Below are 14024 nucleotides of genomic sequence, written 5' to 3'. Positions count from 1 at the left end.
AATATAATTATTGAAACAATCATGGTTGAGTGAGAAAATCGGCGATTGGCTTTTTACCAGCCACCCTGCATCGATGCCGACCACGTAATCATGAAAATCCTGACTTTCAGTACTTTGTTTCCCAACGCAGCCAAGCCACACCACGGCATCTTTACCGAAACCACGTTACGGCATCAGCTCGAGACCGGCGAGATCGAAGCCAGGGTCGTGGCGCCAATTCCCTGGTTTCCGTTCAGCGGGGACATGTTTGGCGGCTACAGCGTGCTGGCCAGGGCGCCGAAGATCGAAACGCGCATTGGCGTGGAGGTGCACCACCCGCGTTTTGCCGTGCTGCCGAAGATCGGTATGCATCTTGCACCGATGAGCCTTGCCTGCGCGGCCAAAGGCGTCATCGGCCGTCTGCTGGACGAAGGGTATGACTTCGACGTCATCGATGCCCATTATTTTTATCCCGACGGTGTCGCCGCTGCATTGCTCGGCAAGTATTTCAACAAGCCGGTCGTCATCTCGGCGCTGGGCACCGACATCAACCTGATTCTCCAGTATCCCATCCCCCGGCGCATGATTCTGTGGGCAGCCGCGCAGGCGGCAGAGGTCATCACCGTCTGTGAAGCACTCAGGGCAGAAATGATCAGGTTCGGTGCCGATGGTCGGCGCATCACGACCTTGCGCAATGGCGTCGACCTGCAGTTGTTCAAGCCCGTCAGCCGCGACGAAGCGCGCCGGGACCTGGGCATGGAAGGGTTCACCCTGCTGTCGGTCGGTTACCTCGATCCCCGCAAGGGGCATGACCTCATCATCCAGGCGCTGCCGCAACTGGCCGGCGTGCGCCTGATGATCGCTGGCAGCGGGCCCGAGCGGGGCAGGCTCGAAGCGCTGGCGCGGGCGCTTGGCGTTGCCGAGCGGGTCACTTTCCTCGGGCCACTGACGCAGGACGTCCTGCGCCAGTATTACGGCGCGGCGAACGCGCTCGTCCTGGCGTCGAGCCGCGAAGGGTGGGCCAACGTTCTGCTGGAAGCCATGGCGTGTGGCACCCCCGTGGTGGCCAGCAATGTCTGGGGCACGCCGGAGGTCGTACGCTCGCCGGCGGCCGGTGTGCTGATGGACACGCTGACAGCGCAGGGCGTGGCCGATGGCGTACGACGCTTGCGCGCCAATTACCCGGATCATGCAGCCACGCGCGCCTACGCCGAAAACTTCGGCTGGGGTGAGACGACGCGCGGCCAGATCCGCCTGTTCCACAACGCGGCCATGCGCCCATTGCCGCAGACGCGCCCGGCGGCCTGCAAAGCGGAAGCCATTCGTGACCTGCACTGAGGCCGATTCGGCGGTCCCGCTCGTCGTCCATGTGCTGTACCGCTTCGAGGTCGGCGGCCTGCAGACGCTGTTGGCGCAATGCATCAACCGCATGCCGGCGCAGCACTACCGGCACGCGGTGATTTGCCTGGCAGGCCATACGGCGTATGCCAGCCTCGTGCACAGGCCGGACGTCCAGTTCCATACGCTGGACAAGCAGCCGGGGCAGAGCTTCTCGTCGCACCGGGCACTGTGGGCGCTGCTGCGCCGGCTGCGTCCCGCCGTGCTGCACACTTACAACATCAGCACGATCGAGTATTGCCTGACTGCCTGGCTGGCCGGCGTGCCGCTTCGCGTTCACGCCGAGCATGGCCGCGACAGCATTGAAATGAGCGGCAGGCATCGCAAGTACAACACGCTCCGGCGGCTGCTCGTGCCGTTCGTCGACGCGTTCGTCCCGGTGTCGGCCGATCTGGGCGGCTGGCTGCGTCATACCGTCGGTGTGCCGGAGCGCAAGATCAGCATGATCGCCAATGGCGTGGACACGGCGCACTTCATGCCTGGCCCGGCGCGTGCTCCAGGCGCATCCCGGGCGATCTGGATCGGCACGGTCGGCCGGATCGACCGCATCAAGAACCATGACGGTCTGCTCGATGCTTTCGGCATGCTGCTCGCCGCGTTCCCGGCGCAGCAGGCCGACCTGCGCCTGGCGATTGTCGGCGACGGCCCGCTGCTGCCGGCCCTGCGTGAACGCATCGCCCGCGAGGGTTGGGGGCGCCAGGTCTGGCTTCCCGGTGCACGTGACGATGTCGCCGAGATCATGCGCGGCTTTTCCGTGTTCGTGCTGCCTTCTCTGTCCGAAGGAACGCCAGTGACCATCATGGAAGCGATGGCAACCGGCTTGCCGGTGGTGGCAAGCAGGGTCGGCGGGGTGCCGCAACTGGTGCTGGACGGGCAAACCGGTCTGCTGTCCGATCCGGCCGATCCACACTCGCTCGCCGACGCCATCGGCACCTATATTGCCGATCCGGCACTGGCCGGCCGCCATGGTGCGGCGGGGCGGGCGCGTGTCCAGGCACATTTTGGCGTCGATGCGATGGTGACAAAGTACGACGCCCTGTATGGCCGGTGCAAGCGGCCGCTTCCTTCATCACACCTAACCAATGTAGAGCGCTGACCGGCTTCTCGATCTGGCAATTCGAGGCGCAGGGTGTCGTTCAGGTGCCCAGCCTTCTCAAACCGGCCATGACCGGACGTGCGCGCGGCTCACTGCCTGTTGTCGCGCGCCCGCGCGCCGTACCGGGCAGGACACGCCCGCTTCGCCGCGTCATTCGCAGCGCAATTGTTGACAAGCGCACCGACACCGTCTGCCCGCCGTCGTTCAATGCTGGATCGCTATTCACGCCGGAGGGCAGATGCCCAGCAAGAAAACCACCCCCCAGAACGCTGCCGAAGACGGCTTCGTCCATGTCCGCGGCGCCCGCGAACACAATCTGAAAAACGTCAGCCTCGACATCCCGCGCGGACAACTCGTCGTATTTACTGGCGTGTCGGGCTCGGGTAAATCGTCGCTCGCCTTCGGCACGCTGTATGCCGAAGCGCAGCGCCGCTATCTCGAATCGGTCTCGCCTTATGCGCGCCGCCTGTTTCACCAGATGCCGGTGCCCGAAGTCGACACGATCGAAGGCTTGCCGCCGGCCGTCGCCCTGCAGCAGCAGCGCGGCACGCCCACGGCCCGCTCGTCGGTCGGCAGTGTCAGCACCTTGTCCAATTCGCTGCGCATGCTGTATTCGCGTGCTGGCGATTATCCGGCCGGGCAAGAGCTGCTGTACGCCGAATCGTTCTCTCCCAACACGCCGCAGGGCGCGTGCCCGCGCTGTTCGGGGATGGGGCGCGTGTTCGAGGTGACCGAGCAATCGATGGTCCCGGACGACAGCCTGACGATCCGCGAACGGGCGATTGCCGCCTGGCCGCCGGCCTGGCATGGCCAGAACCTGCGCGACGTCCTGGTCACGCTGGGTTACGACGTCGACACCCCGTGGCGCGACCTGCCGAAGAAAGACCGCGACTGGATCCTGTACACCGAAGAAAGCCCGAGCGTGCCCGTGTACGGCGGCCTGACGCCTGCAGAAACCCGCGCCGCGCTCAAGCGCAAGGACACGCCCAGCTATCAGGGCACGTTTACCGGCGTGCGCCGCTACGTGATGCAGACGTTTGCCAATACCGAAAGCGCGTCGATGAAAAAGCGCGTGGCGCGCTATATGGTCAGCACCGCGTGTCCGGAATGCGAAGGCAAGCGCCTGCGGCGCGAGTCGCTGTCGGTGACGTTTGCCGGCATGGACATCGCCGAACTCTCGCGCCTGCCGCTGGCGCGTCTGGCCGAACTGCTGGCGCCGTACACGCACGCGACGAGCAAGGTTGAGAAAGGCTTGCACGCCGAACAGCTGATCGTGCGCCGGCGCATCGCCGATGACCTGTCGGCGCGCATCGAGGTGCTGCTGGCGCTGGGTCTCGGTTACCTGGCGCTCGATCGCAGCACGCCGAGCCTGTCGCCGGGCGAACTGCAGCGTCTGCGCCTGGCCACGCAAGTGCGTTCCAGCCTGTTCGGCGTCGTGTACGTGCTCGATGAACCGTCGGCCGGCCTGCATCCGGCCGACGCCGAAGCGCTGCTCGACGCACTGGCGCAATTGAAAGCGGCTGGCAATTCGCTGTTCGTCGTCGAGCACGCGCTGGACGTGATCCGCCAGGCCGACTGGATCGTCGACGTCGGGCCGCTGGCCGGCGAACGCGGTGGCCAGGTGCTGTACAGCGGCGTGCCGGACGGATTGCGCGACGTGGAAGCATCGCAAACGCGGCGCTACCTGTTTGGCGAAGCGGCCCTGGCGCCGCGCACGCCACGCGAACCGACCGGCTGGCTCAAGCTCGAAGGCGTACGCCGCAACAATCTGCAGGATCTCGCCGTGGCGTTCCCGTTGGGCGTCCTGACGAGCGTGACGGGCGTGTCGGGCTCCGGCAAATCGAGCCTCGTCAGTCAGGTGCTGGTCGAGCTGGTCGGCGCGGCGCTGGGGCAGGGCAGTGCGGTGGCGGAAGAGCAGTCCGACGAACCGGACCTCGAACGCGACGAAGCCTTGCCGCTGGAAGGGCGCATCGTGGCCGGGATGGAGAGTGTGCGGCGCCTGGTGCGGGTGGACCAGAAACCGATCGGGCGCACGCCGCGCTCGAACCTGGCCACCTACACCGGCCTGTTCGACCAGGTACGCAAGCTGTTCGCGGCCACGCCGGATGCGAAAAAGCGCCGTTTCGACGCCGGCCGCTTCTCGTTCAACGTCGCCAAGGGCCGCTGCGAGCATTGCGCTGGCGAAGGCTTCGTGATGGTCGAGCTGCTGTTCCTGCCAAGCGTGTACGCGCCATGCCCGACCTGCGACGGCGCGCGCTACAACGCGCAGACGCTCGAAGTGACGTATCGGGGCAAGAACATCGCCGAGGTCCTGGGCATGACGGTGGGCGAGGCGATCACGTTCTTCAAGGATGAAGCGCTGGTCGAGCGCTCGCTGGAAGTGCTGAACGAGGTGGGTCTGGATTACCTGCGCCTGGGCCAGCCGGCCACTGAGCTGTCGGGCGGCGAGGCGCAGCGCATCAAGCTGGCGTCCGAACTGCAGCGCGCCACGCGCGGCAATGCGCTGTACGTGCTGGACGAGCCGACCACGGGCCTGCACCCGGTCGATGCCGACCGCCTGATGGTGCAGCTGAACCGGCTGGTCGACGCTGGCAACACCGTCATTGTGGTCGAGCACACGATGCGCGTGGTTGCCGGCAGTGATTGGGTGATCGATGTCGGTCCCGGTGCAGGCGACTTGGGCGGCAACATCGTGGTGGCCGGGCCGCCACAGGATGTCGCACGCAACAAGAAAAGCCGCACTGCGCAGTACCTGAAGCCGCATCTGGTTGAGGCGGGGTAGCACGCGAAGCGGTGCGCCCGGGGCGTATCCATTTTGCTAAGATTACGGATGTTGTGCACGGTCGCGCTTTGGCACGACCGTGCGCATTTCGTGTGGGCGCGATGTCACATTTGCGTTACACTTGGGATATTTTTTTTCTAACAGAACAACAGGCATGCCCGGTCCAACCATCGACAACAGCGCGTTTCGCCGCATCCTTTCCCGCAATGTCGCGCTGCCGTTAGGCATGAGCATTGTCAGTGCGGTCGTGTTCGTTGGCATCATCGCCTACCTGATCAATAACCTGACCTGGGTCGAGCATTCCCAGAAGGTGATCGGCAATGCGCACGAGATCCGCAAGCTGTCGGCGGAAATGGAAGCCGGCATGCGCGGCTATCTGCTGGCGGGCGACGAGGAGTTCCTGACGCCGTACCTGCTGTCGGCGCAGCGGATGGGCAGCAGCCTCGATACGCTGGGTGAGCTGGTCAAGGACAATGGCGCGCAGGCCGAACGCATCACGCGCATTTCGCAGGTCCAGAAGCAATGGGAAGCGTTTGCCGACGAGATGATCGCGCGGCGCCGGGCCAATGATCTGGCCTACATCGATGCCGTCAGAAGCGGCCGCGGCCGGCTGCTCACCGACGAGATGCGCCGCAATTTCGACCTGGTACTGGCGGCCGAAGCCCGGTTGCTGCAGGAGCGCAGCGACAATGCGCGCAGCACGACCTTCTGGTCGGTGGCGCTGTTTTTGCTGCTGTCGGCGCTGGTCGGTGGCGGTCTGGCCATCTTCGGCCGGCGCCAGTTGATGACCCTGTCAAATACCTATAACGAAGTGCTGGGTCACGAGGCCGAGCACAATGAAAAGCTGCGCCACCAGGAGTGGCTGCGCACCGGCCAGAACGAACTGACCGTGCGCAGCGCCGGCATCCACCACCTCGAGCCGCTGGCCGATGCGGTGCTGCCGTACGTCGTCAAGTATCTCGACGGCGTCGTGGGCGCCATGTACGTGCGCAGCGAAGATGGCGTGCTGCGCCGCATTGGCGCGTATGGCTTCAACCACACCCCGTCCGAACGCGCCGAATTCATCCAGCCTGGCGCGTCGCTGGCCAGCCAGGCGGCGCAGGAAAACCGCCTGATGGTGCTGGACGAACTGCCACCTGGCTACATGAAGGTCAGCTCGAGCCTGGGCGAGACCCCGCCGCGCGCGCTGATCATCGCGCCGTTCTACAACCACGGCAAGGTCAAGGGCGTGTTCGAGATCGCCTTCCTGCGCCCGGTGGAGCTGCGCGACCGCGAATTCCTCGGCTTCATCGCGCAGGCGGTGGGAGCGGCCATGGCGGCCGTGCTGTATCGCCAGCGCCTGCAGGATTCGCTCGAAGAAAGCCAGACGCTGAACGAAGAACTGCAAGTCCAGCAGGAAGAGCTGCGCACCGCCAACGAAGAGCTCGAAGAGCAGTCGCGCGCACTCGAAGAATCACAGTCCGCGCTGGAGAACCAGCAGGCCGAGCTGCGCACCACCAACGACCAGCTGGCCGAGCAGGCCTTGAACCTGGACATGAAGAATTCGGCGCTGCAGTCGGCGCAGGAGCAGTTGCAGCAGCGCGCCGTGGAACTGGAAAGCGCCAGCCGCTACAAGTCCGAGTTCCTGGCCAATATGTCGCACGAGCTGCGCACGCCACTGAACAGCTCGCTGATCCTGGCCAAGCTGCTGTCTGACAATACGCCAGGCAACCTCAGCGACGAGCAGGTGCGCTTCGCACAAACCATCTATTCGGCCGGCAATGACCTGCTGCACCTGATCAACGACATTCTCGACATCTCGAAAGTCGAAGCGGGCAAGCTCGAACTGGTGCCCGAAGACGTGCCGGTGCGGCGCGTCGTCGAAGGCCTGGCGCGCACGTTCGAGCCGCTCGCGCGCCAAAAGTCGCTCGAGTTCCGCATCGACGTGGCGCCCGATGTGCCGGCAGCAATCAACACCGACCGCCAGCGCATGGAGCAGATCCTCAAGAACCTGCTGTCGAACGCGGTCAAGTTCACCGATGCGGGCGCCGTCACGCTGTCGGTGCTCACGACGTCCGATGGCGCCGTCGCATTCCGCGTGCAGGACAGCGGGATCGGCATCGCGCCCGACCAGCAGGACAAGATTTTCGATGCCTTCCACCAGGCCGACGGCACCACCAGCCGGCGCTTTGGCGGCACGGGCCTGGGCCTGTCGATTTCGCGCGACCTCACGCGCCTGCTGGGCGGCGGCATTTCGGTGTCGAGCGCGCCGGACCAGGGTAGTGTGTTTACGCTGACGCTGCCGCAGCGCCTTCCGGATTCCCAGCTCTCGTCTGCCTCGTCGATGTCGGCGCCTGTGGTGACCAGTGCGCAGCCGTACCATGCGCCGGCCCCGGTGGTCCGTGCCGCCGCGCCAGCACCGGCACCGGCGCCAGCGCCAGCGCCCGCGCCGGTCGTGACCGACCATTACGAAAGCTTCCCGGACGACCGCGAGCGCCCGGCCGATGGCCGCCGCAGCGTGCTGGTGGTCGAGGACGAAATGGCGTTCGCGCGCATCCTGTACGACCTGGCGCGCGAGCTCGATTACCGCTGCCTGGTGGCGATGAGCGCCGAAGAAGGCCTGGCGCTGGCGATCAGCCAGCGGCCCGACGCCGTGCTGCTCGACGTACGCCTGCCTGACCGCTCGGGCCTGACCGTGCTGCAGCAACTCAAGGACAACCCGGCCACGCGCCACATCCCGGTGCACATCATCTCCAGCATCGAGAACGGCGGCGAGGCGCTGCACCTGGGCGCGATCGGTTATGCGCTCAAGCCCGCAAGCCGCGAAGAACTCGAGGAAGTGTTCCGCAAGCTGCAAGAGAAGTCGGCGCAGAAGATCAAGCGCGTGCTGCTGGTCGAGGACGACGAACGCCAGCGCGAAAGCGTTGTGGCGCTGATCGCCGACGACGACGTGCAGATCTCGGCGGTGGGCACGGCCAACGAGGCGCTCAATCTGCTGCGCGCCGAGATTTTCGATTGCATGGTCATCGACCTGAAGCTGCCCGACATGCAGGGCGGCGAGCTGCTCGAGCGCATGTCGCACGAAGAGCTGTGCTCGTTCCCGCCCGTGATTGTCTACACGGGGCGCAACCTGACCCGCGACGAAGAAGCCCAACTGCTGCGCTATTCGCGCTCGATCATCATCAAGGGCGCCCGTTCGCCCGAACGCCTGCTCGACGAAGTCACGCTGTTCCTGCACAAGGTCGAATCAGAACTGTCGACCGAGCGCCAGAGCATGCTCAAGGCCGTGCGCGGCCGCGACCGCGTCTTCGAAGGCCGCACGATTCTGCTGGTGGACGACGACGTGCGCAATGTGTTCGCACTGACCGCGGCGCTCGAGCAGCGCGGCGCGAAGGTCGAAGTGGGCCGCAACGGCTTCGAAGCGATTGCAAAACTCGATGAAGTGCCGGGCATCGACCTGGTGCTGATGGACATCATGATGCCGGGGATGGACGGCATGGAAGCGACGCGCCGCATTCGCGCCGACGGCCGCTTCGACCGCCTCCCGATCATCGCCATCACGGCCAAGGCGATGAAGGACGACCAGGAACAATGCCTGGCCGCCGGCGCCAACGATTACCTGGCCAAGCCGATTGACCTGTCCCGCCTGTACTCCCTGTTGCGGGTCTGGATGCCGACCCTGGAGCGCATTTGAGCCATACGCCGAGCGACTTCGACATCGAGCTGCGGATGCTCGTCGAAGCCGTCTACCTGAAATACAACTATGACTTCCGCGACTACACCGGCGCCTCGCAAAAGCGCCGCGTGCTGGTGGCCATGCGCGAGATGGGGTGCAATACCGTCTCGGAGCTGCAGTCGCGCGTGCTGCACGATCCGAACGGCTTTGCCCAGCTGCTGCAATACCTGACGATTCCCGTCACCGAGATGTTCCGCGACCCGGACTACTTCAGGGCCGTGCGCGAGCAGGTTGCGCCGTTCCTCAAGACCTACCCGTCGCTCAAGATCTGGGTGGCCGGCTGCAGCACGGGCGAAGAAGTCTATTCGCTGGCGATCCTGCTGAAAGAAGAAGGGCTGCTGGAGCGCAGCATCATCTACGCGACCGACATCAATCCGAAGTCGCTCGAGACGGCCCGGCGCGGCGTGTACCCGATCGACCGCATGCGGCTGTACACCGAGAATTACCAGAAATCCGGCGGCAAGGCCGCGTTCTCGGACTATTACACGGCAGCCTACGGCGGCGCGCTGTTCGAGCGCAGCCTGATCGAGAACGTCACGTTCGCCGACCACAGCCTGTCGACCGACACCGTGTTCTCGGAAACGCACTTCGTCAGCTGCCGCAACGTGCTGATCTACTTTAACCGCACGCTGCAGGACCGCGTGTTCGGGCTGTTCCATGAATCGCTGTGCCACCGGGGCTTTCTGGGCCTGGGCAGCAAGGAAAGCATCGACTTTTCCAGCTACGCCGGGCGCTTCGAGCCGCTCGCGCGGCGGGAACGGGTGTATCGCAAGGCCGCGCCATGAGCCTGAACGAACAGGTGGCGGCGGCGCTGGGCAAGCGGCGCATCGAGCTGGTGCTGATTGGCGGCTCGGCCGGCGGCGTCGATGCGCTGCTGAGCTTGCTGCCGTCGCTGCAGCCGGGCTACAGGCCGGCCGTGGTGTGCATCCTGCATGTGCCGGGCGACCGCGAGAGCCGGCTGGCCGAGCTGTTCGATGCGCGCGTGATGCTCCCGGTGCGCGAAGCACGCGACAAGGCCCCGATCGAACCGGGCGTCGTGTATTTCGCCGGCTCGGGGTACCATCTGTCGATCGAGCAGGACCGCAGCTTTTCGCTCAGCTGCGAAGCGCCTGTCCAGTATGCCCGGCCGTCGATTGATGTCCTGATGGAATCGACCGCCAGCGTGTATGGAAAGGCAATGACCGGTATACTATTGACCGGCGCCAACTTTGATGGCGCCGAAGGGATGTGCAGTATCCGCGAACATGGCGGACTGACCATTGTCCAGGATCCTGAAGAAGCGCACGCCAGTACGATGCCGAGAGAAGCCATCCGGCGCTGCACACCACACCTGGTGTTGCCGCTGGCCGATATTCGCGCCGCGCTACCCCTGTTGGAGACCCCATGAGCGCCCATGAATTAAGCAAAATCCTGATCGTCGACGACTTGCCCGAGAACCTGCAGGCCCTCGAGGCGCTGCTGCGCCACGACCAGCGCGTGATTCACCAGGCCAATTCCGGCGACGCCGCGCTGGCCTTGCTGCTCGAGCACGAATTCGCGCTGGCCATCCTCGACGTGCAGATGCCGGGCATGAACGGCTTCGAACTGGCCGAAGTGATGCGCTCGACGTCGCGCACGCGCCATATCCCGATCGTCTTTGTTTCGGCGGCCGGGCGTGAGCTCGACTACGCCTTCAAGGGCTATGAAAACGGCGCGGTCGATTTTCTCTACAAGCCGATCGATCCGGGCGCGGTGCGCAGCAAGGTCGCCGTCTTCGTCGCGCTCGACCAGCAGCGCCGTGAAACGCGGCGCCAGATGCTGGCGCTCGAGCGCAGCCGGCAAGAGCAGGAAACGCTGCTGCGCGAGCTGAACCAGACCCAGCAGGAACTGCAGCGCTCGCTCAAGATGCGCGACGAATTCATGTCGCTCGTCGCGCATGAGCTGCGCACGCCGCTCAATACGCTGTTTTTGGAAACCCAGATGCGCAGCCTGCAGATCAAGCGCGGCAATGCGGCCGCGTTCGCGCCGCAGCAGATGGAAGCGATGGTCCAGCGCGACGAGCGCCAGATCAAGTCGATGATCCGCCTGATCGACGACATGCTGGACGTCTCGCGCATGCGCAGCGGCAAGCTGTCGATCCGCCCGACGCAGGTTGAACTGATGAGTTTGCTGGAACGGATCGTGAGCGACCTGTCCCTGCAGGCGGCCACGACCGGTAGCTCGCTGACCTTGCAGCCGCACGATCCCGTCAGTGGTTGCTGGGACGAGTTCCGCGTCGAGCAGGTGATCGTCAACCTGCTGACCAATGCGCTGCGCTATGGCGGCGGCCAGCCGGTGCAAGTGAGTGTCGAGCAGATGGGGGAGTGCGTGCGCATCGATGTGCGTGACAGCGGCAAGGGCATTGCGCCGGGCGACCTGGAGCGCATCTTCGAGCCGTACGAGCGGGGCGCCCGCAACGGCGAGCCGAAGGGCCTGGGGCTGGGTCTGTACATTTCGCGCCAGCTGGCGATCTCGCACAGCGGCGAGTTGCGGGTCACGAGCGTCGCCGGTGAAGGCTCGACCTTCAGCCTGATGTTGCCGTGCACCGCCGTGCCGGTCTGTGCCTGACGGCATCGCCATGGGCAAACCGGCATGCTGTCGTCTGCGTGATAGCCAAAATCAATCAACAGTATCCAATCAATCAATTTCCCAAAAGACGAGCTGAGCGGTACACTGCTTGTCATACGTTTCATCCACCACAAATCAGGAGAATACATGTCCCTTATCAATACCCAGATCAAACCGTTCAAAGCCACCGCCTACGCGAATGGCAAATTCATCGACCTGACCGAAGAAAACTTCAAGGGCACCTGGTCGGTGGTGATGTTCTACCCGGCCGACTTCACCTTCGTCTGCCCAACCGAACTGGAAGATCTGGCCTCGTTCCAGCCTGAATTCGAAAAGCTGGGCGTGAACGTGTACGGCGTCTCGACCGACAGCCACTTCGCTCACAAGGCATGGCACGACACCTCGGACGCGATCAAGAAAGTGAACTACCCGCTGATCGGCGACCCGACCGGCACCCTGTCGCGCAACTTTGAAGTCATGATCGAAGAAGAAGGCATGGCACTGCGCGGTACCTTCGTCATCAATCCAGAAGGCCAGATCAAGGTCATGGAAGTGCATGACAACGGCATCGGCCGCGACGCATCGGAACTGATGCGCAAAGTCAGAGCTGCCCAGTACGTCGCTGCTCACCCAGGCGAAGTCTGCCCAGCCAAGTGGACCGAAGGCGCTGAGACCCTGACCCCATCGCTGGACCTGGTCGGCAAGATCTAAGTAACGCGGTAGTCTGGTAGCCCCCTGACCGGGCCGCTGCGGCGGCCCGGTGCTTTTATCGCCCTCCATTTATTGATTCAAAGAGTTTAAGGAAACCATCATGCTTGACGCGACCCTCAAGAAACAGTTGCAAGCCTATCTGGAAAAAGTGGTGCAGCCGATCGAGCTGGTTGCATCCTTGGATGATTCGCCGAAAGCGCGCGAAATGGATGAGCTGCTGCGTGAAATCGCAGAGCTGAGCAACAAGATCACCGTGCGCCAGGAAGCCAACGAGCGCACCCCGTCGTTCGCGATCAACCGCGTCGGCACCGATGTCGGTGTGCGTTTCGCCGGTATCCCGCTGGGCCATGAATTTACCTCCCTCGTGCTGGCACTGCTGCACGTGGGTGGCCACACCATCAAGCTGGAGCAGGCGGTCATCGACCAGATCGCTGCCCTGGATGGTGACTATGTCTTTGAAACCTACATCTCGCTGTCGTGCCACAACTGCCCGGAAGTCGTGCAGGCACTGAACACGATGTCGGTGATTAACCCGCGCATCAAGGTCGTGACGATCGATGGCGGTGTCTTCAAGCAGGAAGTCGAAAGCAAGCAGATTCTTGCCGTGCCGATGATGTTCCTGAATGGCCAGCATTTCGGCCAGGGCCGCACCAGCGTCGAAGAGATCCTGTCGAAGATCGACGTGAGCGGCGGCGCGAAAAAAGCGGCGGCACTGAGCGAGAAAGAAGCGTTTGACGTGCTGATCGTCGGCGGTGGCCCTGCCGGCGCGGCTGCAGCAATCTATGCTGCACGCAAGGGTATTCGTACCGGCGTGCTGGCCGACCGTTTCGGCGGCCAGGTGCTCGATACGCTGGCGATCGAGAACTACGTGTCGCTCAAGGCAACCGATGGCCCGAAATTCGCCGTCGCGCTGGAAGAGCACGTCAAGGATTACGACGTCGACATCATGAATACGCAGCGCGCCAGCAAGGTGGTGGGCGGCAGCCTGATCGAAGTCCATACCGAGAGCGGTGCGGTCCTGAAATCGAAGTCCGTGATCATTGCGACCGGCGCGCGCTGGCGCGAGATCAATGTGCCGGGCGAAAAAGAGTACAAGAACCACGGTGTGGCGTACTGCCCGCACTGCGACGGTCCTCTGTTCAAGGGCAAGCGCGTGTCGGTGATCGGTGGCGGTAACTCGGGCGTGGAAGCGGCGATCGACCTGGCTGGCCTGGTCAAGGAAGTCACGCTGATCGAATTCGGCAACGAGCTGCGCGCCGATGCGGTCCTGCAGCGCAAGCTGACCTCGCTGCCGAACGTGAAAGTGATCAAATCGGCGCAGACCACCGAGATCCACGGTGACGGCAAGATCGTCAACGGCCTGAGCTACAAGGATCGCAACACCGGCGCGATCCACCGTATCGACCTGGAAGGCGTGTTCGTGCAGATCGGCCTGATCCCGAACTCGGAGTTCCTGAAGGGTTCGATCGATCTGTCGGCGCACGGCGAAATCGAAATCGACGCCCGTGGCCACACCTCGATGCCGGGCGTGTTTGCCGCTGGCGACGTGACGACGGTGCCGTTCAAGCAGATCGTGATTGCAGTGGGTGAGGGTGCGAAAGCATCGCTGGCAGCGTTTGACTACCTGATCCGCCAACCGGTGGAACTGGAAGAAGATCAGCAGAAAGCTGCATGATGTAAGGGCGGGCCGAAAGGCCTGCCCTGCAAAAAAGTTGGAGCTAGCCGACCGGCTTGCTCGCAATGAGAATGAACGCCGT

The 14024-nt window shown here is 63.9% G+C and carries 9 protein-coding genes; all 9 read left to right on the top strand.

Features of this window, described 5'->3' with window-relative positions:
• Window positions 1–90 precede the first annotated feature (90 nt).
• The 9 genes from HD842_RS15125 (at window position 91) to ahpF (ending at window position 13942) form a co-directional block, all read left to right on the top strand.
• Entirely contained in the window at window positions 91–1317 is a 1227-nt protein-coding gene (locus HD842_RS15125) for a glycosyltransferase family 4 protein (protein ID WP_183555551.1), read from the top strand.
• Window positions 1304–2473: a TIGR03088 family PEP-CTERM/XrtA system glycosyltransferase gene (locus tag HD842_RS15120; RefSeq protein ID WP_183555961.1), complete on the top strand. Its 1170-nt coding sequence runs from the start codon at window positions 1304–1306 to the stop codon at window positions 2471–2473. Before HD842_RS15125 ends, HD842_RS15120 begins: the two co-directional genes overlap by 14 nt.
• A gap of 238 nt (window positions 2474–2711) precedes the next feature.
• Complete coding sequence (uvrA, locus tag HD842_RS15115; protein WP_183555550.1) at window positions 2712–5255, top strand: excinuclease ABC subunit UvrA; 2544 nt, start codon at window positions 2712–2714, stop codon at window positions 5253–5255.
• 154 nt (window positions 5256–5409) lie between these two features.
• Window positions 5410–8928: a response regulator gene (locus HD842_RS15110; RefSeq protein WP_183555549.1), complete on the top strand. Its 3519-nt coding sequence runs from the start codon at window positions 5410–5412 to the stop codon at window positions 8926–8928.
• Window positions 8929–8963: 35 nt separating this feature from the next.
• A complete protein-coding gene (locus tag HD842_RS15105; RefSeq protein ID WP_183555931.1) occupies window positions 8964–9755 on the top strand; it encodes a CheR family methyltransferase in 792 nt (263 codons plus the stop codon).
• Window positions 9752–10357 carry a chemotaxis protein CheB gene (locus HD842_RS15100; protein ID WP_183555548.1) on the top strand — a complete coding sequence of 202 codons (606 nt, stop codon included), beginning with the start codon at window positions 9752–9754 and terminating at the stop codon, window positions 10355–10357. The genes HD842_RS15105 and HD842_RS15100 overlap by 4 nt, the downstream gene beginning before the upstream one ends.
• Window positions 10354–11556: a hybrid sensor histidine kinase/response regulator gene (locus HD842_RS15095; protein WP_183555547.1), complete on the top strand. Its 1203-nt coding sequence runs from the start codon at window positions 10354–10356 to the stop codon at window positions 11554–11556. Before HD842_RS15100 ends, HD842_RS15095 begins: the two co-directional genes overlap by 4 nt.
• Before the next feature lie 147 nt (window positions 11557–11703).
• Entirely contained in the window at window positions 11704–12267 is a 564-nt protein-coding gene (ahpC, locus tag HD842_RS15090; protein ID WP_183555546.1) for an alkyl hydroperoxide reductase subunit C, read from the top strand.
• A 100-nt stretch (window positions 12268–12367) separates the two neighbouring features.
• Window positions 12368–13942 (top strand): alkyl hydroperoxide reductase subunit F, encoded by a 1575-nt coding sequence (gene ahpF, locus HD842_RS15085; protein WP_183555545.1) that lies wholly within the window; start codon window positions 12368–12370, stop codon window positions 13940–13942.
• The last annotated feature ends 82 nt before the right edge of the window (window positions 13943–14024 follow it).

Origin of the sequence: Massilia aurea (assembly GCF_014200505.1) — a bacterium.
Taxonomy (GTDB): Bacteria; Pseudomonadota; Gammaproteobacteria; order Burkholderiales; family Burkholderiaceae_D; genus Telluria; species Telluria aurea_B.
This window is presented reverse-complemented; position numbering and strand designations above follow the sequence as displayed.